Here is a 23,213-nt window from a genome sequence, read left to right as displayed (position 1 = left end):
GAACGCTTGTCTGCAACGGGCATGGCGAAAAAAGCCGTAATTGGCGCGATCATGCACAAACTAGCACATCTGATCTATGGAGTGATCCACAATGACAGGCCCTTTGATGCGAATTATTTGGCAAAAGGACTTGTCATTCAAGACGGTATCTGACCCTGGATGTGCTAGACCTGACCCTGGATGTGCTGGATGTGCGATGCAATATATTCGCCATCGTCGAGGCAAGCTGGTGAAGCCCACAAAGTAGGCTCTGGTGATTCATTGCGGAAAAGACTGTATTTTGCGGAAAAAAACATCGCAAAAAAATAGTGGTCACTATCGCCGAAAAAGGCATGTGCGCTGGTGCCCGGAGCCGGAATCGAACCGGCACGCCCTTACAGGCGGGAGATTTTAAGTCTCCAGTGTCTACCAGTTTCACCATCCGGGCAGCGCGGCGAGATTCTAGCACAAGTGGTGCCCATTGCACCATCTTGAACTCCCGCTGCCCGGACCGGCGATCCAGGCCGTGCCTGGTCATTGCCTTATGTCACCGCCGCCTTGATGGGCATGGGCCGCAAGCCTGTCTGGCCTGATTCATTGTTTTCCATTTCGCTTTTGGCTCCCGCTGCTTGCAGCGCCTGGGGCTATTTGGCGTTGTCCACTGAAAGGAGGTGCGTCGATGCGTGCGTAGTCAGGCGCGCGCGGTTGTTGTTCATCTGAAGTCGTTTTTTACTTGGCAATCTGTCGTTAACTTAAAAGAGGAACACCATGGCACGTTCAGTAAAAGAATTGATTGAAAATACGCGTTCGGCACAGGCGAACAAGACTTTGCAGTCCTACCTCGACGGTGGTGGCAATTTCGTATATGGCACTGGCTACAATATGTACCAGCGCGGCAGCACGGTGAATGGCTTGATACAGTCGGGTACGATCTACATCGATGAAAGCGGCATCGCCGCCGCTGCCGCCAAACGCGGCGTGCCGGTCGATCAGATCCTGACGGAAGTGTATATCCATGAATTGGGGCATTACGTGTATCGCCGCGACGACGCCGTGCCCGTCGCTCCCGAGGCGAAGGAAAACTGGTGCTATCAGCGCGAAGGGGAAGCGGCAGTATTTGGTTTTCAGGTTGCCATGGAAGCGCATCAGCAAGGTATTTCACTCAGCGTGGCAGGCACGAATTCCAATCCTGACCTGTATGCCACCATGCTGGCGATACATTACAGCCTGAGTATTTTTGATCCCAAGTCCAACCAGTATCTCGCCGCGATGATTGCGGCGGCGGGACGCGAGTTTGCCAAAGATCCGAAGTACAGCGAATACTGCAAAGCGCTTGCGAAAACTCAGCTGGGCGCTCCGCCGCCGTATCAGATTCCCGGCGCATATGGCGCAGGTGGCACCGGTGGCACCGGTGGCGGTGGCGGCGGTGGTGGTAGCGGAGGTGGCAGCGGCGGCGGCCCCAATCCCGGCGGTACCGTCACGGTGCCCAAGAATCCGAATGTCGAGATGATCCCTGGCTAAGAGCCTGTGGCGGCGGAGGCATTCATCCGCCGCGACAGGCTCCAGGTAATGGCGTCGCCGCGCAAGAAAGCCGTCCGGCGAATGCCGGGCGGCTGTGTCATGCCAGGACGGACGGCGCTACACGCTCAAAGCCATCAAAACGTCGCCTTGAACTGCACCCCATACGTGCGCGGTTCGTTGATGATGCCCGTCAGGTTGTCGAAGTCGATGGCGCCCAGCGACTGGATCTGGTTGGTGATGTTGCGACCGTACGCGGAGAGTTCATAGCGGTCCCATTTGTAGCCGACGCGCAAGCCGCCTTCGAGCAGTTCCTTGGCCTTGTATTCCTTCGCTTCATACAGGAAGAAGTTGTAGCTGGTGCGATAGGCCCAGTCCGTGTAAGCGTAGAACTCGCCATTGGCGAGGGGAATGCTGTATTTCAGGGTGAAGTTGGTTTGCCATTCCGGCGCGCGCGGCAGCGGGTTGCCGTCGATGTAGGCGGTGCCGCGGAAAGGGCCGACAGGGTCGGTGACGGTGCAGCCGCTGGCCGGATTGTTCAGCGCATTGCCGCAGCTTTGCACGAACAGCTTCTTGTCCTGGATTTCCGTGTGGTTGTAGCTGCCGCCCAAGGTCATGCTGAGCGAATCGCTGAGGTTCGCCTGAAAATCGAGTTCCACGCCACGGCCCGTGGCCTTGTCGGCGTTGATCAGCTGGTTCATGTTGACGGCGCCGCTGCCGGCCGTCAGCTGCTTGTCCTTGACGCGGTACTGGAACACGGCCAGGCTCAGGCGCGCGCGCTTGTCGAACAGGTCCTGCTTGATGCCGGCCTCGACGGACAGGGCTTTCTCGGCGCCCGCGAACGAAGGGCGGTCGGCCAGGCCGTTCAGGCGGCCCTGCATCGATGGCGCGCGGTAACCGGTGGCGATGCGCGCGTAGGCGTTCGTTTCCGGCGTCAGCACATAAGTGCCGCTCAGGTCCCAGCTGATGTTGTGCGACGTGTCGTTCAGCTTGAAGGGGCCGGCCGTGGTCGCCTCTACCCGCTTGGCGGAGAAATCCTTCTTGTCGGTCGTGTAGCGCAGGCCGGCGCGCAGTTTCAGCGCGTCCGAGACCGTGTAGTTGAGCGAGCCGAAGGCCGCGTACGACTTCGAGCTCTGGTTTTGCGTGGCGTAGGCGCTGTTTTGCGGGTTGCCGGGCGCCAGGCTGTCAAAGCTGATGCTGTCGATCTGGATATCTTCCTTGAAGTAGAACAGGCCGCCTATCCATTGCAGCGGGCCGCGGGCAGACGATTCGGCGCGGAATTCTTGTGAAATCTGCTTGTGGTTGGGAATCACGTCGGCCGTTTCCACGACGAAGGGGATGAAGCCGGGCCCCATCGGTGGCGCATACACGGCGCCATAGCCGCCGTCGACGTCGGCGCGGCTGAAGAAATCGAGTTTTTCGTAGCCGGTGATGGAATGCAGGGTGACGCCGGGCAAGTCCCATTTCAGGCGCATGCTGCCGCCCTTGGTTTTCAGGTGCTGGCGGTTGATGCCGTCGGTCGGATAGGTATCGTAATCAAAGCCGTCGACCAGGTCGTTCGTGCCTTGCTTCAGGATATTCGCGCGGAACAAGGTCGCCGTGCCGTCGAGGTTGCGCGCATGCACGTTGAACAGGGCCGTGAAATCGCGCGTGGGCTTGACCAGCACCTGCAGGCGGGCGGCGCTGTCTTCATAGCCTTCGAAGTCGCGCGTGCCGGTGGGGCGCGGGTTGTGCACGCGGTCGTCGCGGCGCTGCGTCTGGCCGGAAAAGCGCAGGGCCACCGTGTCGCTGACGGGCACGTTGAAGGCGCCTTCCAGGTTCTTCATGCCATCCTTGCCAAAGCCGCCGCTCAGGTAGCCTTCCGTCTTGAAGACGGGTTTGGCGGAATCGAACTTGATCACGCCGGCCGGCGAGTTGCGGCCGAACAAGGTGCCTTGCGGGCCGCGCAGCACCTCGACCTGATCGACGTCAAACACGGGAAAACCTTTCAGCATGGCGTTTTCCTGCACCACATCGTCCATCACCAGGCCCACCGGTTGCGAGGCGTTCAGGTCGAAGTCGGTATTGCCCAGGCCGCGAATGTAGAAGCGGGGGAAGGTGCGGCCGTAATCCGATTCGACGGAGACGCTGGGCGAGCGGCTGTTGAGGAAGCGAATGTCGGCGCCGCCGGCCGTCAGGGTGTCGAGCTTGTCGCCTTTCAGGGTGGCGATGGACATGGGCACGTCCTTGATGTTTTCCGCGCGCCGCTGCGCCGTCACGATCACCGTTTCCAGCTGGCCAGGGCCGGCCTGCACCGCCGGGGCGGCAGGCGCCGGGACGCCGTCCTGGGCCATCGCCTGCAGGGGAAAGGCGGCCGTGATTGCCAGGGCAAGCAAGGTGTGGCGTAGGGTGCTGGAATGCGGTGTCATCATGAAACGGCTCCTGTCGGTCGAGGTTGTTGGGGCACTGCCAGCTGGCGCTGGCCAGCTGGATGAGAAATTATGCTAGCACGGAAAGTTTTGCTATTCATGCCATTTCCCATTGACGACTATTCATATCCGTTTCGACTGAATACACGAATAAAATCGTATTTGTCGTCAATATCTGGCGGGTGCATAGTGGAGTGCCGGCAGGCTCGTGCGAGCGCAACAGCGGCCAGGCATGGCGGCAGTTTGTCCTGCGGGAACGCAAAAAGTGGGATGGTTTTTGCCGTGCTGCGCATGGCTGGACATTGAAAATACAACAGATGCCGCGGTTTTTTTCGAAACGGGCGTGTTGTTGCAGCGCTACAGGGGACGGCGCCGTTTGCGGCGATCCCCTGTGCGCGTAAAGCGGGGCATGCGGGGCCGCATGCCCGATCAGCTTAAAACTCTTCCCAATCGCCGGCCGTCACGGCTTCCGCTTGCGCCGTGCGGTGTTTTGCGGGCGTGGCCTGGCGCTTGACGGTGCTGCTGGCCGCCGCCGGTACCAGGCGCAGGGGCTTGTGGCTGGCGCGCGCTGGAGCATGGGCTGGCGCGGGCGCCGCCACATGGCTGTCGTGCGTCTTGAAGATGCTCACGGTTTGCACCAGGTGGCTGGCCTGGTCGCGCAGGGATTCGGCCGCCGCCGCCGCTTCTTCCACCAGCGACGCGTTTTGTTGCGTGACGCTATCCATCTGTGTCACCGCCTGATTGATCTGCTCGATCCCGGTCGACTGTTCCTGGCTGGCCACCGTGATTTCAGCGATGATGTTGCTGACGCGGGCGACACTGGCGACCACCTCGGACATCGTCGTGCCTGCTTGCGCCGCCAGCCTGGATCCGGCATCGACGCGGCTGACGGAATCGTCGATCAGCGCCTTGATTTCCTTGGCCGCGCTGGCGCTGCGCTGGGCCAGGCCGCGCACTTCGGTGGCGACGACGGCAAAGCCGCGTCCCTGTTCGCCGGCACGCGCCGCTTCCACTGCGGCATTCAGGGCCAGGATATTGGTCTGGAAGGCGATACCGTCGATGACGCTGATGATGTCGACAATCTTGCGCGACGATTCGCTGATCAGGTCCATGGTGCCCATCACTTGTCCCACCACGGCGCCACCCTTGCTGGCGACGTCCGATGCGGTGGTGGCCAGTACATTGGCTTCGCGGGCATTTTCCGCATTCTTGCGCACGGTGCTGGTGAGTTCTTCCATCGAGGAAGCGGTTTCTTCCAGTGAACTGGCTTGCTGTTCCGTGCGCAGCGACAGATCGCTATTGCCGCTGGAAATCTCCTCGGCGGCAAGGGCCACCGTGTTGGAATCCTGGCGCACGGACGACACTACCGTGGTCAGCGACGCCTGCATGCGCTGCAGCGCCGACAGCACGCTGACGCTATCGTGCGGTGCGACGCTGAGTTGGCCGGTCAGGTCGCCGGCGGCAAGCAGGCTGACGGCGTCGCACAACTGTTTCGGTTCGGCACCCAGCGCCTTGAGCAGACTGCGCGTGATGAGCCAGCCCGCCAGGGCCGCCAGCACGATGGACAGCAGGCTGGCGCCGATGAGGATATTCCTGTTGAGAATGTAGTGCTCTTTGTCTTCCTGCAAGATGACGGCGGAGTGCTTGTCCGTCAGGGCGAAATATTCATCGCTGGCGGCGACCAGGGCGGCCAGCAGCGGGCGGCACTCCTCGTTCATCTTGACGATGGCTTGTTCGGTTTTCTTTTGCAGCGCCAGGTCGACGATGCCCAGCGCCACGGGGGCATAGCGCTTTTCGATGCTGTCGATCTTGCTGATGATGGCGCGCACCTCGTCCGATACCTCCGGCTGCTGCGCCAGCTGCAGCAGATGCTGCATGTTCTTGACGACATCGGCGTGTGCCTGCAAGACCTGTTTGCGTTCGGTTTCCAGGTCTTCCGGCTTGGTGACGAGCACCAGGTTCCTGGCCGCCACGGCGCGCATGTCGATCGCGTCACGCACGCGGTGCGCCGTATTGGCGCGGGCCGTGATGCCGTTGACATACTGGTCAAAGCTGGCGTTGAAGGTGGAAAAACTCCGCACGGACAGGGTCGATATGCCGATGAGGAAAAAGACCAGCAGGCCGAAAGCCAGAGTGAGCTGGGTGCGTACGGTAAATTTATCCATGATGTCTCTCCCAAAAATACGTGCTGAAGATTAGAAAGGGGGCTTGCGTGGGACGGGTGCAGGCGCTTGCCTGGCAGCGGATCGTTTCCTGCGCAGTGCTTTTCTATCCAGAACACGGATTCGTGGTGTGAGGATCGAATTAATTTAAAAAATCGATTTCAATAATTTATTTGTTTTATTTATTAAATTCATTGTCACACAAAAAATTCAGTAAATCAATCAGATTTTGCGTGCCAAAAAACAACTTTTTGACGTGCCAGGCTTGTCCCCGCGCCACCGGACCGGGCGGGGGAGAGCGTCTGGAACCTGCAACTGCGCCGCCAGGGCTTTCAGATGGGAAATGCACCCGCGCCCGACACATTCAGGCAGGCGACCTTGTCGCTGGAGAAATACTTGATTTGTCCCAGGCCGATGGCGTAGCAACCGTCGCTGAGCGGGGAAATGGGGCCGGTGAGTTTTTCACCGCTGACCAGGGTCACGACCCAGGGCGTGGTGGCCGGTTTGCCCGCGTGGGTCAATGCGTGTTGTACCAGGTCCGACATGTTGCCTCCGATGGAAATCAAAGCTTGATGATAGCAGGGCTGAAGCAGCCTATTCTTGTGTGCACGGGCCTGTAGCACGGGTACAACCGAGGCAGCTGTGGGGATCATAAAATATTTGCAATTATTATGTCCATAATTGCAATGATTTGGTATAGTTGATAATTACTCGAGGAAAGAAATCCTGCGAGAAATAATATATTTCTTATATCTTTTCTGTTGCAGGGTGTGCATTTCATCGGCCGCCAGGCACAGTCTCCCTGAAAGCCGCACCATGTCCAGCCAGCACCATGACGCCCCGCCCCGCTTTTCCATGCCCCCGCCGCCGGTTACCAATACGCCGCTGGAATTCATGTCCACGCACGATCTGTCGTTCTGGGACAGCGATGTGACGCCGGGCTGCACGGTGTCGCTCGATGCCGCCGTGTCGTTCAAGGATGGCTACCCCTCCTTGCGCATTGACCTGCCTGCCGGCTTGCCTGCCGGTACCGTCGTGAAAGTCGGAACGACAGGCGCTGCCGGCAAGGGCCAGCCGCGCATCCCGTTCAACTGGGATTTGCAACGCTTTTCCTTCGCCCTGCGCTCGACGAATGCCGCCATCATGCAGACGGGTGGCATGATTTACCTCGGGAACAGCGATTACAGCAGTTTCTGGTCCGGCTTCCTGAATGCCTTGCATTACGGCGGTTCCGCCGCCACTGACACAGTGATGTTCGTCGACAATGCGTGGTGGGTGCCCAAGCTGGCCACGCCGCTCGATTGCGAGGGCACGCCCACGGCACAAAACCTGTCGCGCGGGAAATTTACCGTGCAGCTGACCGCCGCCACCACGCAGCCGGAAACGATCTGGCTGGGCATGCTTGCGGCGTTGCCGAAGCGTAAATTGCCCACCGTCATCTTGTCCTTTGATGATGGTTATGCCTCCTGGGATACGTATCTGATGGAGCGGCTGAAATATTATGACTTGCCCGCTTCGTTCGCCATCGTCACGTCGCTGCTGGGGCATTCCGATTACATGTCGGCCGAGCGCATGAAGGCGCGTTTCGACGATCCGTCGCGCCTGTTCGACTTTACCCTGCACCAGAGCGTGCACGACAATGTGGCGGTGCAGGGTTCGGCCCAGTACGTCACGGCGCTGCAGGTGGGGCGCGACCAGATGCGCGCGGCCGGTATCGGCGGCGATGGGCCATCGCACCATGCGTGGGTCGAATCGTTGTGGACCAATACGGCCATCGACGCCATGCGCGCCGCCGGTTTCCTGTCGGCGCGCGGCGCCGGCTATACGGCAGAGCGCGGCTTTGACCAGGTGTTTTTCTCCGGCAATGACAAGGATGCGTACATCCTCAATACATCCTTGGTCAACCTGACAAACGACGCCAGCTTTGCGCAAGTCCAGGCGGCGATCCAGACGGCGGTGGACGATGGCAGCTTTGTGTTTGTCAACGGCCACGATATCGTCAGGACGCCAGCGTCCGACTACCAGACTTCGTATGCTGTCATCGATGAATTGCTGGCATGGCTGGCGGGGCAAGTGGCTGCCGGGGCGCTGCAAGTGGTGTCGCATAGCCGCTGGTTTGCCGATACGACGGGCAGGGTGACAGACCGTCGCTGATCGCCGCGGAAGAAGGTTGCGCCGGCGCCTTACGCGTCGGCCAGCAAGTTCTTCGGCAGGGCCACCGACACCAGTTTCCAGCGCCACAGGCCGTCGCGCGTCAGGGTCAGTTCGCCGATATGGCTTTTGCTGTGGGCGCGCTGCACCACGACGCTGTCCCAGGAGGTGTAGCGCAGTTTGTAGTCGGGCTTGGTGTTGCGCTTGCGGCCGCTGATGTCGCTGACCTTGGCGATCGGCTTTTCGTAGCGGTCATTGAGCTTCATCAAGGCGACGATGCCCTCTGGCATCAGCATGGTATCGAGCAAGGGGTCAATGACGTCGGGGCTGATGTCGTCGGCCACTTCGGGCGCCGAGAACAGGGTGTGCAGTTGTTGCCCTAGGCTGCCGCGCAGCTGGGGCAGGTCGATATGCGCAGCCAGGGCCTGGCTATCCTCGTCCATGGTCGCCGCGCGGATCTCGTTCATGGTGAAATACGGGCTGCCATAGAAGACGCCGGCCAGCGCGACCAGTGCCACTACAGCGAGAAGCATCATTCTTTTCATCGTGCAATCTCTCGGATGCCTGGCGATCCGTGCGCCTGAAGTGTTGGCATTCTACATAATATTTCCAAAAGTCAACATAGCGGTTTAGGTAAGTGTTGTTTTAGATCAAGTTTCGTCAGAGTAATTCTGGCGGCAAGGTAATGTCCGTCAGTTTCCAGTCCCAGATGCCATGGCGGCGCAGCAAAAACTGGCTGGCGGCGGGGCCGGCGCCGCTGCGCCGCAGCACCACTTCATTCCACGAGCGGTACGCCATGCCGAAGTCGTGGCGCTTGCCGTCCGGCCCCTGCTTGCCGTGCAGAATCAATACCGTGATGCCGGGCGGCGAGACGATGGTGTCGAGCATTTCCTTGAAATCGTCTTCGCTGGCCGTTTCGCCAGCCGCCCGCAACTGGCGCGCCACGCTGGCCCGCACGGCGGGCAGGTCGGCCTGCTGCGCCAGGGTTTCCAGGCGCACGGATTTCGCCGCGATGCTGATGCGGTACATGGCGATGTAGGGGCTGACCCAGGTGAAGCCGATGGCGGCGACGCCAAAAATGATCGCGGTGGCGTACTTTCTTTTCATGGTCCGTGTTTTTGTATGAGCTGTGCCGCCGTGATTTTACCCGGCCAGGGGCGGTGGATGGTGTAGCATTCGTGCCGGCGCGGACCATCGCGCCGCAATATTGAGGACAACCATGAATATCACTATCAATCAGGTGCTGCAGTCGTATATCGACCCGCTCACCGCCAGCGAGTACGCGGCGCTCGAGCGCAGCCTGCTGGCCGAAGGCTGCCGCGACGCGCTGGTGCTGTGGAACGACGTGCTGATCGACGGGCATAACCGCTACGCCATCTGCCGCCAGCACGGCATCGAATTCAAGACCATCCAGAACACCAGCTTTACCTCGCTCGACGACGTCATGCTGTGGATGATCGACAATCACCTGGCGCGCCGCAGCGTGTCGGACTTCCAGCGCGGCGTGCTGGCATTGCGCAAGAAGGAAATCGTCGCCGCGCGCAGCCCTGCGCCCGTCAGCGCCCAGGATGCGCCGGAAGGCGAAAACGCGCCCAAGCCACCCATGAGCACGCGCGAAGAAGTGGCCAAGGCGGCGCGGTTGAGCAGCAACCAGATCAGCCAGATCGAGAAGATCCAGAAGGCGGCCTCGCCGGAACTGGTGGAAGCCGTCCGTTCGGGCACGATTTCCATCAACGCGGCGGCCACCGTGGCGTCGCTGCCGCCGGAAGAGCAGGTGGCGGCTGTCGCCGGTGGCAAAAAATTGCTGCGCCAGGCGGCCAAGGAAATCCGCGAACAGCGCGCCGCCACGCGCACGCCGCGCGAGCCGAAGGCACCCCACGTGTCGCAGGACACGCCGGAGACGGGCAATGAGCCGTGGGCGGACAACGCGGCCCAGGCGCCATCCGAAGCGGAGCGCCTGCGCGGCGAGATCGCCAGCCTGAAACAGCGGGTGGCGCAGCTGCAGGCGGAAAACGTGGAACTCAACCAGCGGATTGCAACCCTCATCGACGCATCCTGATTAGTGGAGTAGTGCATGCCAGCTCGCCGTGCCCTGTTCGCCGCCATCGCCTGCGGCGCCGTTGCCGTTACCCCGGTGCTGGCGGCGCCCGCCGTTTCTGTTGCGGATATGGCCCGCTGGCAGGCGCAGGCCGCCAACGTCAGCATCGCGCGCGATACCTGGGGCATTCCCCACGTGACGGGCAAGACGGATGCCGATGCCGTCTTTGGCCTGATGTATGCGCAGGCCGAAGACGATTTCCCGCGCGTGGAACGCAATTACATCAACGCCATGGGGCGCCTGGCGGAAGTGGAGGGCGAACGGGAGCTGTACCGCGACCTGCGCATGAGGCTCTTCATCGATCCGCTTGCGCTGCAGGCGCAGTACGGCGCCAGCCCGCCGTGGCTGCGCAAGTTGATGGATGCGTTTGCCGATGGCCTGAATTTTTACCTGGCCACGCATCCGCACGTCAAACCAAAACTGATCGCGCATTTCGAGCCGTGGATGGCCCTGAGCTTCAGTGAGGGCAGCATCGGTGGCGATATCGAATCGATCAACCTGGCGCAGCTCGAAGCGTTTTATGGCCAGCAAACCGCAGCTGTGGCGCTGGCCAGCGTGGAAACCGGGTTGGCGTCTGGATTGGAGCCAGAGCCGAGTGGCTCGAACGGCTTCGCCATCGCGCCCGCCATCACGAAAAATGGCCACGCGCTCTTGATGATCAACCCGCATACCTCGTTCTACTTCCGTCCCGAAGTGCAAGTCACCAGCGGCGAAGGCCTGAACGCGTATGGTGCCGTCACCTGGGGCCAGTTCTTCGTCTACCAGGGTTTTAACGAGCGCCTGGGCTGGATGCATACCTCGGGCGGCGGCGACGTCATCGACGAATACCTGGAAAGCATCGTCGACAAGGACGGCGCCTGGTTCTACCGCTATGATGGCGGCCTGCGCCGCTTGAAAGCCGTGCCGATTACCTTGCCATATAAACTGGCCGATGGTGGCATGGGCTCGAAAACCATCACCGTCTATTACAGCCATCACGGCCCGATCGTGCGCGCGCAGGACGGTAAATGGGTGGCCGTGCGCCTGATGAACGAACCGTTGAAGGCATTGACGCAATCGTACACGCGCACCAAGGCGCGCGATTACGCGGCGTTCTACCAGACGATGGAACTGCGCACGAATTCGTCGAACAATACCGTGTATGCGGATGCGGACGGCAATATCGCCTATTTTCACGGCAATTTCATCCCCGTGCGCGACCCGCGCTTCAACTGGAAGCAGCCCGTCGACGGCAGCGACCCGGCCACGGAATGGAAAGGGCTGCACACGGTGGCGCAAACCATCACCCTGTTCAACCCGCAGAATGGCTGGATACAGAACACGAACAACTGGCCGTATTCGGCGGCCGGCGCCAACAGCCCGCGCCAGGGTGATTACCCCGCCTACATGTCCGTGTACGGCGAAAACGCGCGCGGCCTGCACGCCGTCAAGGTCTTTCGAAATAAAACAGGTTTTACCCTCGACAGCCTGATCGCCGCCTCGTATGACAGCGAATTGACGGCGTTCGAAGCGCTGTTGCCGCCGCTGTTTTCCGCATACGATGCATTGCCGGAGAACTCTGCGCAAAAGCTGGCGCTGGCCGACAAGGTGGCCTTGCTGCGAACCTGGGACTGGCGCTATGCGCTGACGTCCACCGCCACCTCGCTGGCCGTGTTCTGGGGCCAGGAGCTGGCCGAACTGACAGGGAAACAGGCGCGCGAACAGGGCGTGCCCGTGGTGGACTTCATGGCAACAGACAAGGTCACGGCGGACCAACGGCTGGCTGCCCTTGCGACGGCGGCGGATAAACTGCAGCGCGACTTCGGCAACTGGCAAACCCCATGGGGCGAGATCAACCGCTTCCAGCGCCTGACGGGCGACGTGGTGCAGCCGTTCGACGATGTGCAACCAAGTTTGCCCGTGCCTTATGCGTCAGGCAACTGGGGCGCGCTGGCCGCGTATGGACAGAGCAGCAAGAGCACCACGCGACGGATCTATGGCGAGCGTGGCAACAGCTTTGTCGCGGCAGTGGAATTTGGCCCCCGCATCAAGGCGAAAAGCATTCTTGCCGGCGGCCAGAGTGGCGACCCGAAGTCGCCCCACTTCAAGGACCAGGCGGCCATGTATGCGCGCGGTGAATTCAAGGACGTGCTGTTTTATCCCGAGGATGTGGCGAAGCACCTGGAGCGCAGGTACCGGCCGGGGGAGTGAGGTTTGTGGTGTGTCGGATTACGCCCTTGCGGGCTAATCCGACCTACCGCCCTCGGCATACCGTAGGTCGGATTAGCGCAGCGTAATCCGACAAATCACCCCCTCAAATCGCATCAAGCGCCGTGCGCAAATCGTGCCGCAGGTCTTCGATGTCCTCGATGCCCACGGACAGCCGGATCAAGCCATCGCCGATGCCCAGCTTTGCCCGCTGCTCGGCGGGAATGCTGGCATGCGTCATCAGGGCCGGATGCTCGATCAGGCTTTCCACGCCGCCCAGGCTTTCGGCCAGGGCGAATACTTCGCAGCGCTCGAGGAAGCGGCGCGCACCGGCCAGATCCGTATCGAGGTCGATCGAGATGATGCCGCCGAAACCATCCATCTGGCGCCGCGCCAGCGCGTGCTGCGGGTGCGAGGCCAGGCCCGGATAGAAGACTTTTTTCACTTCCTTTTGCTGCTCCAGCCACTGCGCCAAGGCCAGTGCGCTTTCGCAATGGCGCTGCATGCGGATGGCCAGGGTTTTCACGCCGCGCAAGGCTAAAAAGCTGTCGAACGGCCCGGCAATCGCGCCCACCGAGTTTTGCAAAAAGCCCAGCTGCTCGCGCCATTCGGCCTGGCGCTCTTCCGCGCCGACGATGGCGATGCCGCCGATGATGTCCGAGTGCCCGTTCAAGTATTTGGTGGTCGAATGCACGACGATATCGAAGCCGTGTTCCAGCGGGCGCTGCACCAGCGGGCTGGCGAAGGTGTTATCTGCCACGGCGATGATGCCCCGCGCGCGGCAGATGTCGGCGATCGCGCGCAAGTCCGCCAGTTTCAGCATGGGGTTGGTGGGCGTTTCCACCCACACCATCTTCGTTTCCGGGCGCAGCGCGGCCAGCAGATTCTCGGGATTGGTCAAATCCACATACGTGAATTCGTGGCCGGCCGAGCGGCGGCGCACGCGCTCGAATAAGCGGTAGGTGCCGCCGTACATATCGTCGCCGGCGACGATGTGGCTGCCCGCATCGAGCAATTCCAGCACGGACGAGATGGCTGCCAGGCCCGAGGCGAACGCGAAGGCCGCGCTACCGCCTTCCAGGTCGGCCACGCAGCGTTCGAGCGCCCAGCGCGTGGGATTGTGCGAGCGGCCATAATCGAGGCCCTTGTGCACGCCGGGGCTGTCCTGCACGAAGGTGGAGGTGGCGTAAATGGGCGGCATGATGGCGCCCGTCGACGGGTCGGGCGACTGGCCGGCGTGGATGACACGCGTGGCGAGATGGCTCTTGCGGGTGGTTTCCTGGCTCAAGATAGTGTCCTGCGTAAGTGGTTGAGAAGGTCGAAGCGGGTGATCAGGCCATAGAAGGCGGCATCGTCGGCGACGACGGCCGTCAAGCCCCGGTCCAGGGTGGCGCGCAGGGCGGACAAGCCGCTGGATGGCGCCAGGGTTTCGATCTGCGTCGTCATCGTGGCGCCCACCAGACCGGCGAAATGCGCGGCGTCGCCCGAGACATGCAGCAGCAAGTCCGATTCGTCGAGGATGCCGACCAGCTGGCCGCCGTCGATGACGGGCAACTGGGCCAGGTCGCTGGCGCGCATGCGGTTGAAGGCCGTGAGCAGGGTGTCGCCAGGCGCCACGCTGACGACGTCGCCCTCGTCATAGCGGCGTCCGATCAGGTCGCGCAAGTCGCCCGACACGGCCCGTTGCAGCAAGCCCTGGTCGCGCATCCAGCCGTCGTTGTAGACTTTGGATAGATAGCGCGTGCCCGTGTCGCAGACAAAGGTGACAACGCGCTTTGGCGTCGTCTGTTCGCGGCAGTATTTGAGGGCGGCCGCCAGCAGGGTGCCGGTGGACGAACCGCCTAAAATGCCTTCGGCAAGCAAGAGGGCGCGCGCGGAATCAAAACTTTCCTGGTCGCTGATGGTGTAGGCCTTGGTGACGCTGTCCATGTCGGCGATCGAGGGAATAAAATCTTCGCCGATGCCTTCGACGGCCCACGAGCCGCTCGTGTCGGCCACTTTGCCCGTGTCGATGTATTCGGTGAGGATGGAGCCTTGCGGGTCGGCCAGCACGAATTCCAGCTTGGGCTGGGCCTTGCGGAAGTAGCGCGTCAGGCCCGTCAGGGTGCCGGACGAGCCGACGCCGACGACGATGGCGTCCACGTCATGGCCGCTTTGCTCCCAGATTTCGGGCGCCGTCGTCGTTTCGTGGGCCAGCGGATTGGCGGGATTGTTGAACTGGTCGGCAAAGAAGGCACCCGGCAGTTCGCGCGCCAGGCGCGCCGCGTAATCCTGGTAGTACTCGGGATGGCCCTTGCCCACGTCCGAGCGCGTGGTGTGCACTTCGGCACCCAGGGCTTTCAGGTGCAGCACTTTTTCCGTCGACATTTTGTCGGGCACCACTAAAATGACGCGGTAGCCCTTGATGCGGCCGACCAGGGCCAGGCCGATGCCGGTATTGCCGGCCGTCGCCTCGACGATGGTGCCGCCCGGCTGCAAGCTGCCGTCGGCTTCGGCCGCTTCGATGATGGACAGGCCGATGCGGTCCTTGATGGAACCGCCGGGATTTTGTGATTCCAGTTTCAGGAACAGCTGGCACAGGCCCGTGTCGAGCCTGGTCACTTCGACCAGCGGGGTATTGCCGATCAGCTTGTATAGCGCTGGCGGCTGGGGTGGGGATGGCATTCGATCATTCATAGTGGCTCCTGTCAGAGAAACAACGGCTCCGGATCGTGTCCCGAGCCGCCTTCCGTGCCGCGCAGTGTAGGCGGGTGGACGAGTGCGGCGAACGAATGTTTATATGCTTGCATATGCGCCGTTCGCATATCGGCTGCAAGGTTCGCGATGCGAGTATGCGCCGTTTTTATCCCGCTTGCCGCGCCAATGGCACGACTATTAAGCTGCCGCAAGCCCGCCATTGCGATTTATAATCACGCCTCGAAAAGGTACTGAACAGTATCCTGAAAAACCAGACGAACAGGGCAGGCGGCAGTGGCAAAACTTTATTTCCGGTATTCCGCGATGAACGCGGGCAAGTCGACGGCCTTGTTGCAGGTCGCGCACAACTATGAAGAGCAGGGCCAGCAGGTACGCCTGTACACGGCCGCCATCGACAGCCGCTACGGCGTGGGCAGAGTAACGTCGCGCCTGGGGCCGCAGCGCCAGGTCGATATCTTCCATGCCGACACGAATTTCCTCAATGACATTCCGCAAGTGGCCTGTTTGCTGGTGGACGAAGCACAATTTCTCAGCACGGCCCAGGCGCAGCAGCTGCACCAGCTGGCGCAAGTGAAGGGCGTGCCCGTCATCTGCTACGGCTTGCGCACGGATTTCAAGGGCGAACCGTTTCCCGGCTCGGCCTACCTGCTGGCGCTGGCCGACGATATCGAGGAATTGAAGAATATTTGTACCTGCGGCAAGAAGGCCACGATGAACATCCGCGTGGATGAACAGGGCCACCGCATCAAGGAAGGCGAGCAGATCAGCATAGGCGGCAACGAGAGTTACCGCCAGGCGTGCGGGCGCTGTTTTTACTCGTAAATCTACTCGTAAATTAATCGGCGACGGGCGCGCCCACATCGGCATCGTCCGACAAGGCCAGATCGCCCCGCTCGAAGGCTGCCAGTATCTCATTGGCGCGCGCCACGTCGTGCTCGCGCACCAGCACGCGGGCGCCGCCGATGGCGGCAGCCAGCAGCATGTCGGCCTGCATGTGCTGGTCGTCCGTCAGCAGCACGTCGATGCCGGCCGCTGCCAGGCAGCCGCGAATGACGTGCGCATCCGTGGGGATCATCAGCCGGGCAATCAAAACATAGTCGTCGTGCATGGTTTCTCCTGGGGCGGTGGATTCTGCCCCATCTTAGCACCCGGATTGCACTTAGAGCTTGAACACGCTCACCACCTGGTTCAGCTCCTGCGCCTGCTCCTGCAAGGCGTCGGCGGCCGCGGCCGCTTCTTCCACCAGGGCCGCGTTCTGCTGGGTCACCTGGTCCATCCGGGCGATGGCCTGGTTGACTTGCTCGATGCCGCTGCGCAGCTACCCGTCTGCCTGCGCCGGTGCGCTTGAGCCGTTTGGATTGTTCCGTTGAGTTCTGGCGAAATCCACCAGGTCCCCTGGATAGAATTGCGCGTCGCGGTAGCTGCGGTCGTCGATATCGAGCAGGTAAGTGATGGCGGCGGCCTCCCAAGACCAGTATCCCATGAAGCTTGTGCCTCGGGTATGGCTGTCGTGGTAGGGTTCGCGACGGCTGGCGTGGTACCAGTCGTCCAGATATCCGGCCATCAATTCGCTGCGCTTTTCCTTGGGCGCCGCGAAAATCTTCAGCGTCTTGAAGTAAGGCCGGTGGCGGGTGCATTCGTCCGGCGGCGTACCGCGCTCAGATAGGTAGAAAGCGAGCAAGCGTTCCAGCATACCGTCACGCCGCGGGTTGTGATAGTCGAGAAGCGCTGGCAGACGAGGCAACAAATGCCCCCAGCCAAGCAGGATGCCAAGGCAGACTAACCGGTTTGCCTGGTCAAAGCCTTCACCAAGAAGAGGAAGGTGGGCGACATAGGTTTCACGTCCCTCCGGGGTGGCGTCGTATGCCTTGTCATATTTGGCATATTCTTCCCAGTATTCTAATACCTTCGGATAAAATTCGCTTATCTCACTAATCGCATGTCCGGCGCTGTAGGCCGTGGCAAGATAATTAATGCCTTCCCAAGCACGACGGCGAGTCGCCACCATGAAATTTTCAGCAGGTATTTTTTTTAGTACTTCCGGAGGCTGTTGAAACGATTTATTTAATATTTCAAACGTATCAAGTGCACCATTAAAATTTTCTTCATAGGTATCAAAATCAAGCAATGATTCACGTTTTCTTATTTTTAACTCTTCCTGGGTAAGTGTTTTATGCATTTTTATTTTCCGAGTATATTTTTCGGCAAGTTGAAAATAAACTGAATGTTATGGCTCACGCCCTTTGATTTGTGTGTTCGCGCAGCAGTTTGTCGAGGCTAACGTGGCCGGCGCCATAAAATAGGTTCCTCGTGGTCGAATTAGCAGCCACCTCCGCCATAGAATTCAAAAAGTATCCAGCTCTCCGTTGCCCTCCAGCTTTTCAATGTCCGTTTCAAGATTTCATGTATCGCCACACCGTCCAGCCATACGCGGAACCAAGGTCGAGCATCGTTTCGCCTTGCTCATAGAATTTTGTCTGTGGCGCAATATCGAGCGCCTCCCACATGCCGGCTTTGGGACACGGTTCGCCCGCGTTCGCGCGCAGTTCCCCGTCTGCCTGCGCCGGTGCGCTTGAGCCGTTTGGATTGTTTCGTTGATTTCTGGCGAAATCCACCAGGTCCCCTGGATAGAATTGCGCGTCGCGGTAGCTGCGGTCGTCGATATCGAGCAGGTAAGTGATGGCGGCTGCCTCCCAGGACCAGTATCCCATGAAGCTTTTGCCTCGGGTATGGCTGTCGTGGTACGGTTCGCGACGGCTGGCGTGGTACCAGTCGTCCAGATATCCGGCCATCAATTCGCTGCGCTTTTCCTTGGGCGCCGCGAAAATCTTCAGCGTCTTGAAGTAAGGCAGGTGGCGGGTGCATTCGTCCGGTGGCGTGCCGCGCTCAGATAGGTAGAAAGCGAGCAAGCGTTCCAGCATACCGTCATGCCGCGGGTTGTGATAGTCGAGAAGCGCTGGCAAACGAGGCAACAAATGCCCCCAGCCAAGCAGGATGCCAAGGCAGACTAACCGGTTTGCCTGGTCGAAGCCTTCACCAAGAAGAGGAAGGTGGGCGACATAGGTTTCACGTCCCTCCGGGGTGGCGTCGTATGCCTTGTCATACTTGGCATATTCTTCCCAGTATTCTAATACCTTCGGATAAAATTCGCTTATCTCACTAATCGCATGTCCGGCGCTGTAGGCCGTGGCAAGATGATTTATTCCGGCCCAAGCACGGCGACGAGTCGCCATCATGAAGTTTACCGCTGGTATTTTTCTTAGTATCTCCAGAGGCTGTTGAAACGATCGATTTAACGTATCAAACGTTCTAAGCGATCCGGTAAAATTGCTCTCATAAATTTCCATATTGAGTAATAATTCACGTTTTCTTATTTTGAACTCTTCCTGTGTGAGTATTTTATTCATTTTTATTTCGCAAGTATGTTATCGGGCAAATTAAGCATTAATTGTATTTCATGTTTTGCACCGCCAGCTTTTTTGTGTTTGCTTAATTGGCGTCCAGTTACCAAGGAAATCCAACGTTGATAAGGATGTTTTGTGTTCGGATTAAGCAGTATGTCTTCTTCAAATATTTCTATTAAGAGGGAAAGTTTTTCCCCTTGAGGCGTTAAATTTTCCTTCGGTAAAACATGGGCGATCCACGCGTGGGTCATCTGGGGCGGCAGACCGGTTGGCTCGCCCCGCTTGTTTTTCCCCGGTGGATTCAGGCCCCGCCGTACCGCCGCGTCATGGTCATTGCTGCCTCCAATCTCCACGTCATGGTTGGCGAGCGTATCCCTGGCCTCGCTGTCAAAAATGTTCGGTTTTCGATTTTTAAGCGGGTTGGCCGCTTCGTCGGCTTTCAATACATTAAATTTTTCCTGCAGTTCCTTCGGTAGTGCCGCCATGAGTTTAAAAGCGTCGAAGATACTGGACTTCGTATCGGCGACAACAAATGGCTTGGCAATGTCGGCGGGGTTTGCCCATAAATGGTCTATCCCTGTGTGCGCAACACTTTTTTCTTCTATTAACTTGCCGTGGTTGTTTGCTTTCGCAAAAGCGGAATACTTATCTTTAACATAATAATCTGTCAGGTGTTCAGCGATAATCGCCTTTTTGTTTCTGTCCCTGTTTTTCTGCGCCGCTTTTCTGGTGTCGACATTCGCCTTGTCGACCAGCACATGATTGTCTTTCGTATCACGGCTCTTCTTCGGCAATAGTTTGCGTTCCTTTTTCGCCAGCGCGCTGACCTCTCTGCTTGCGGCAGCCGATGCGGCTTCCTGCCCCTCCGCCCTGACGGTTTTGCCACGGGCACCGGCCAGCGCCGCCGTCGTGCCGGGAAGTTCGTGCTTCATCACACTGGTATGCAGCGTCTTCAGTTCGGCGAAAACATCATCGATCATTTTCGGCGCGAGTTGCCGCAAGCTCTTTAATTCGCCGATAATATTCTTGACCTGCGCGCGGCTCGTGAGCGCCCGCACGGCCCAGTTATCCAGACCGTCGATAAACGCGGCGAAGGCCTTGTCGAGCAGTTCCTTGCATTCGCTGGCGAGCGTCTTCCAGTTGATCTCACGTAAATATTTTTCGACATTGCCGCGCAGTTTGGGCGTGACCCCTTCGAGGGCGCGGCCGAAGCTTTTACCATCCTTCATCAGCTTGAATCCCACCTTCAGCGCATCGCCCGCCGCTGGTACACAACCGATCAGTGTGATAACCAATTCGACCCAGCCGCCTGTCGCGGCCGGCGACCTGGACACCAGGATGATGCAAAAGACGAGGTCGCGCGCGTCCATCGCCTGGCCCAGACCTGGTACCAAACCGAGGATGCCGGTGACGATGATTTGCGATGGCGAACTGCCCTTGCCGCTTACCAGCCCGCCAAGCCAGTTTCCGATGCCGTTGTTGGCTTCCCGGTTCATGCGTGCCGCCAGCTCCACCGTCGACTCTACAGCGGACTGCGCATGCGACGCGCTGTACGCCGCACCACTTCCAGCGCTACTCATGCCGATCCGCCTTCGCCGTCATGCAATTGCCGATAGTCCTTTTCCGCTTGCTGATCCTGTGGGTTTTCTTCATCGGCATATTTGTAGTCGTCATAGTGGAAATCATAGTCAAGCTCGCTGACGGAACCGTCCGGCGGGGGGGCGTCGCCCATCTCGGCCAGTTCATCAGGGAAGAAATTGTCTTTGTGGTAGGCCGCTTCCTGCGCCAGGTACCTTTCAAGGAAGGCTTGCGCCTCCTCTTCGGTGCGCGGCTTTGCGCCCAGAATCTGGTTCGGCTCAAGTTTCTTGCGCGGAACGGCGTCCCGCTCGTCTTCGCCGTAGGTCACGGTGGCGGGGCGGCTTGACATGTTTTCCAGGCGCGCAAAGCCTTTGGCATCGAGCTTGCCCTGTATGCTCGTGCCATTGTCGAATGTCAACGTGTAGGGCGCGCCGACCATCGGCTGCAAGTCGTCCCAGCGATAATTCAAATCGATAAAGTGACTCATATCGCGATGGTCCGGCAAATGCGGCAGTGTCGGGCTGCTGCTGGCCGGTCCCGCCAACTCCTTCATGCTGGCCAGGAACTCCATCTTCCCCGGCCCGTGAATCATGATGTTGCCGCCTTCCAGCTTCAAGTAAGCGCCCTGCGCCGTCATCAGCACATGCTGCTTGGCGGCGATGTTGACGCCCTTGCTCGTGCTGGCCACAGTGACGGCTTTGTCGGCGGTGATGCGGGTCTGCCCAGACTGGCTCTGGCTGCTGACCTTGCCGGTCGCCGCGTGCAGGCGGATGCCGGTTTCCTGGTTCGGCTTTTCCTTGTTGCTGGCTTTGCCATAGGTGAACAGGCTGATGCCCGCCGCGATCAAGTGATGGCTGTTGCCCTGTGCGGCGAAGTTGATGTCGTGGCTCGCCGTGACGCTGCTGGTGTTGCCGGCAGCAAAGATGGCGTTGCCCGGCGTGGTCGCGGCGATACCGGCCGGGCCGGACAGTTGCAACTGCGCTTCGGTGTAGGCGGTCACCGGGCTCTGCGCTCCGGCCCCAGCGCCGTCCGCGCCCTTGAGCACCTCGACGCTATGCGCCATCTGCGCGATCGCCGGCAATTTTTCCGGGGGCGGCTCGGCCTCGGCTTGCTCGCCTTTCAGATCGGCGTTGTGTTTTTGCGCGGTCGTCGCCATGTTCAGTTGCAGCTCGTGGCCGCGTGCGATCTGCGCCTGCGCCTCCATCGAGTCGAGCTGACCATCGCTGGCGCCGTTGCGGGCGTCGCTCGACAGCAGCATGCCCTTGCCGGCGCGCAGTGCCGCGCTGTGCTCGGTTTTCAGTTCCGCGCCGAAGCCAGCCTTGGCCAGGCGCTGATTGTCGCTCTGGTGGCGGAGGTAGCCCAGGTTCAGCTCGTCATTGCCGCCGTGGGCTTTGGCGTGGCGCTGCAGCGACAGGCGCGACTGGCCTGGGCTGTCGTCGAACACCAGCTGGTTGTAGGCGCCGGCGCCGCTCTGGCTGCTGGCCAGCGCCTGCGACTTGAAGCCCGACAGCACGGCGGGGTGGGCGTGGCCGCCGCCCTCGCCGGGGAACCAGGCCGGGGCGTTGCCGGTAGCCGCGCCAGCACCCTTGAACGATTGGTTGTTCTGGGCGTCGGGCTGGCCCTTCCCGTTGTAGAGGCTGCCGATGACGACCGGGCGGTCGATGTTTCCCTCCAAGAAGTCCACCAGCACCTCCTGGCCCACCCGCGGCAGCGCGTTGGCGCCCCAGTTGGCACCCGCCACCGGTGCCATCGGCGTGGCTACGCGCACCCAGGTGCCGGCGCGATGGTCGGCAGGCGCGCCGCTGTGGCCGTCCGGTGCCGGGTGCTCCAGGCGGCTGTGGCTGCCGCTGCCGCGCTGCCAGTGCATCTGCACCAGGATGCGGTGGTCGCGGTCGGTGTGGATCACGCTGCCGGGCGGTCCGACGACAATGGCCGTTTGCTGGCCGTGCACGGTCGGGCGCGGGTGCAGCAGGCGGCCGTGGTTGTCCATGCCGCCGCTGCGGTAGGGCGTCGCGCGGCCGATGGCGTCGAGGCGGCAGCGGTACAGCGGCCGTTCGCCGATGTGCTTGCCGCCGGCGTGCAGGTTGTGCGCCTGTTCCTTCTCGTTGGCGGCGGCCAGCGCGCCTTGGCCCAGTTCGTGCGCGATGCTGGCGCGCATGTCCGCGCTCAGATTGTTGTACGCCAGATGCACAGCGCGCACGACCAGGAAGCTGCGGGCGTCGTCGTCGGCGGCGTCGTCGAACAGGTGGTGGCCGCGCAGCGTAAAGGTGGTGCCGGGCGCGGCGGTGCGCACGGTGCCCGCAGCGGTGTGGATTTCCTTGCCGGCCTCCAGCGCCTGCAACTGGTTCTCGGCGATGCGCTGGCCCTGCGCCTGGGTCTGGTAGGCGTAGGCGCCTGGGGCGTCGCAGCTGAGCAGGCGCATGCCGTCGGGTACGTCGGAGTGAGCGGCAACTTGATTGTCGCGGCGGGAGCGGTAGTCCCAGGAGCGCATGTCGATGGCGTTGGTTTGCCAGACGACGCTGGTGCGCCAGCGGTCAAGGCTGTCGGCCTTCATGACGGCGCCAGGCTGGGTGAAGTCGATGTTGGCCTGGGCGTTGGGCTTGAAGCTGCCGTTGTGGTCGGCAACGACGAGGGTGTGCCCGCCCAAGCCAGGGCCGTCACCGGCGCTGTGCTCGTAGTAGTGGAACAGGCCTTCCTCGCTCATCAGGCGCAGGACGAAGGCGAGGTCGCTTTCCTGATACTGCGTGGTTAGGCTGCGGCGCGGGTAGATGTCGCGCTTGGCGATGTCGAAGCGCCAAGCCGGCACCAGCCGGCTTTGGCCTTGGCCCTGGTAGGGGGCGAAGACGGTGTCTAGGATGTCGAACACCGTCATGTCCTGGAAGATACGGCTGTCCTGGCCCAGCGCCAGGAAGGCGGTCCACGGTTCGATGGTCAGCGCGTAGCGAGCGAAGCCGCCGTTGGACTCGGTCAGCTCGGCCGCCGTGATATAGCCGTGGAAGGGGCGCTCGGCACCGGCGACGCTGGTGAGCAG

The 23,213-nt window shown here is 60.7% G+C and carries 17 protein-coding genes, 1 tRNA gene and 1 pseudogene; 5 read left to right on the top strand and 14 right to left on the bottom strand.

The features are described 5' to 3' along the window. Positions 1-340: 340 nt before the first annotated feature. A tRNA-Leu gene (locus KO539_RS26105) sits at positions 341-427 on the bottom strand. A 320-nt stretch (positions 428-747) separates the two neighbouring features. Between KO539_RS26105 and KO539_RS26100 the strand changes: the two genes are divergently transcribed. Then, a complete protein-coding gene (locus KO539_RS26100) occupies positions 748-1,500 on the top strand; it encodes a hypothetical protein (RefSeq protein ID WP_219312904.1) in 753 nt (250 codons plus the stop codon). 134 nt (positions 1,501-1,634) lie between these two features. Here KO539_RS26100 and KO539_RS26095 read toward each other — a convergent pair whose 3' ends face one another. The 3 genes from KO539_RS26095 to KO539_RS26085 all read right to left on the bottom strand — a co-directional run bounded on the left by KO539_RS26095 (position 1,635) and on the right by KO539_RS26085 (position 6,612). Next, positions 1,635-3,908, bottom strand: coding sequence for a TonB-dependent receptor (locus KO539_RS26095; RefSeq protein WP_374106493.1), 2,274 nt, complete (start codon positions 3,906-3,908; stop codon positions 1,635-1,637). A 431-nt stretch (positions 3,909-4,339) separates the two neighbouring features. Then, positions 4,340-6,070: a methyl-accepting chemotaxis protein gene (locus KO539_RS30635; RefSeq protein ID WP_219312902.1), complete on the bottom strand. Its 1,731-nt coding sequence runs from the start codon at positions 6,068-6,070 to the stop codon at positions 4,340-4,342. Positions 6,071-6,399: 329 nt separating this feature from the next. Next, entirely contained in the window at positions 6,400-6,612 is a 213-nt protein-coding gene (locus tag KO539_RS26085) for a hypothetical protein (protein WP_099403040.1), read from the bottom strand. A gap of 271 nt (positions 6,613-6,883) precedes the next feature. Here KO539_RS26085 and KO539_RS26080 point away from each other — a divergent pair, with 271 nt between their 5' ends. Further along, positions 6,884-8,221 (top strand): polysaccharide deacetylase family protein, encoded by a 1,338-nt coding sequence (locus KO539_RS26080; RefSeq protein ID WP_219312898.1) that lies wholly within the window; start codon positions 6,884-6,886, stop codon positions 8,219-8,221. A gap of 29 nt (positions 8,222-8,250) precedes the next feature. On the opposite strand, the gene KO539_RS26075 is transcribed toward KO539_RS26080, so the two are convergent. Then, a complete protein-coding gene (locus KO539_RS26075; RefSeq protein WP_158300208.1) occupies positions 8,251-8,754 on the bottom strand; it encodes a DUF2939 domain-containing protein in 504 nt (167 codons plus the stop codon). A gap of 124 nt (positions 8,755-8,878) precedes the next feature. Continuing rightward, a complete protein-coding gene (locus tag KO539_RS26070; protein ID WP_219312896.1) occupies positions 8,879-9,325 on the bottom strand; it encodes a DUF2939 domain-containing protein in 447 nt (148 codons plus the stop codon). Positions 9,326-9,437: 112 nt separating this feature from the next. On the opposite strand from KO539_RS26070, the gene KO539_RS26065 reads away from it, so the two are divergent. Together KO539_RS26065 and KO539_RS26060 are read left to right on the top strand one after the other, a co-directional pair. Next, complete coding sequence (locus tag KO539_RS26065) at positions 9,438-10,277, top strand: hypothetical protein (protein ID WP_099403045.1); 840 nt, start codon at positions 9,438-9,440, stop codon at positions 10,275-10,277. 15 nt (positions 10,278-10,292) lie between these two features. Next, positions 10,293-12,506, top strand: coding sequence for an acylase (locus KO539_RS26060; RefSeq protein WP_219312894.1), 2,214 nt, complete (start codon positions 10,293-10,295; stop codon positions 12,504-12,506). Between the two features lie 103 nt (positions 12,507-12,609). Here the strand turns inward: KO539_RS26060 and KO539_RS26055 are convergent, their stop codons facing one another. Both KO539_RS26055 and KO539_RS26050 read right to left on the bottom strand, forming a co-directional pair. Beyond that, positions 12,610-13,791, bottom strand: coding sequence for a PLP-dependent aspartate aminotransferase family protein (locus KO539_RS26055; protein ID WP_219312892.1), 1,182 nt, complete (start codon positions 13,789-13,791; stop codon positions 12,610-12,612). Then, the gene (locus KO539_RS26050; protein WP_219312891.1) at positions 13,788-15,167 is read right to left on the bottom strand and encodes a cystathionine beta-synthase; all 1,380 of its coding nucleotides are present in this window, start codon (positions 15,165-15,167) and stop codon (positions 13,788-13,790) included. Before KO539_RS26050 ends, KO539_RS26055 begins: the two co-directional genes overlap by 4 nt. 306 nt (positions 15,168-15,473) lie before the next feature. On the opposite strand from KO539_RS26050, the gene KO539_RS26045 reads away from it, so the two are divergent. Next, positions 15,474-16,022: a thymidine kinase gene (locus KO539_RS26045; RefSeq protein ID WP_219312889.1), complete on the top strand. Its 549-nt coding sequence runs from the start codon at positions 15,474-15,476 to the stop codon at positions 16,020-16,022. Between the two features lie 13 nt (positions 16,023-16,035). Here KO539_RS26045 and KO539_RS26040 read toward each other — a convergent pair whose 3' ends face one another. The 6 genes and pseudogenes from KO539_RS26040 to KO539_RS26015 all read right to left on the bottom strand — a co-directional run bounded on the left by KO539_RS26040 (position 16,036) and on the right by KO539_RS26015 (position 23,213). Continuing rightward, positions 16,036-16,308: a putative signal transducing protein gene (locus KO539_RS26040; RefSeq protein ID WP_219312887.1), complete on the bottom strand. Its 273-nt coding sequence runs from the start codon at positions 16,306-16,308 to the stop codon at positions 16,036-16,038. A 51-nt stretch (positions 16,309-16,359) separates the two neighbouring features. Next, positions 16,360-16,512: pseudogene (locus KO539_RS26035) on the bottom strand (methyl-accepting chemotaxis protein); the annotation flags it as partial. 6 nt (positions 16,513-16,518) lie between these two features. Next, entirely contained in the window at positions 16,519-17,379 is an 861-nt protein-coding gene (locus KO539_RS26030; protein ID WP_219312885.1) for a PoNe immunity protein domain-containing protein, read from the bottom strand. 214 nt (positions 17,380-17,593) lie between these two features. Continuing rightward, positions 17,594-18,607: a PoNe immunity protein domain-containing protein gene (locus tag KO539_RS26025; protein ID WP_219312883.1), complete on the bottom strand. Its 1,014-nt coding sequence runs from the start codon at positions 18,605-18,607 to the stop codon at positions 17,594-17,596. 2 nt (positions 18,608-18,609) lie between these two features. Next, entirely contained in the window at positions 18,610-20,184 is a 1,575-nt protein-coding gene (locus tag KO539_RS26020; RefSeq protein ID WP_219312881.1) for a hypothetical protein, read from the bottom strand. Then, on the bottom strand, positions 20,181-23,213 hold the full coding sequence (locus tag KO539_RS26015; protein WP_307789229.1) for a type VI secretion system tip protein TssI/VgrG: 3,033 nt from the start codon (positions 23,211-23,213) through the stop codon (positions 20,181-20,183). Before KO539_RS26015 ends, KO539_RS26020 begins: the two co-directional genes overlap by 4 nt.

The sequence above is a fragment of the Janthinobacterium sp. NKUCC06_STL genome, from assembly GCF_019345455.1.
In the GTDB taxonomy this organism is placed as follows: Bacteria; Pseudomonadota; Gammaproteobacteria; order Burkholderiales; family Burkholderiaceae_D; genus Janthinobacterium; species Janthinobacterium rivuli.
The sequence above is the reverse complement of the archived record's forward strand: the minus strand, read 5'-3'. Positions and strand labels throughout refer to the sequence as shown.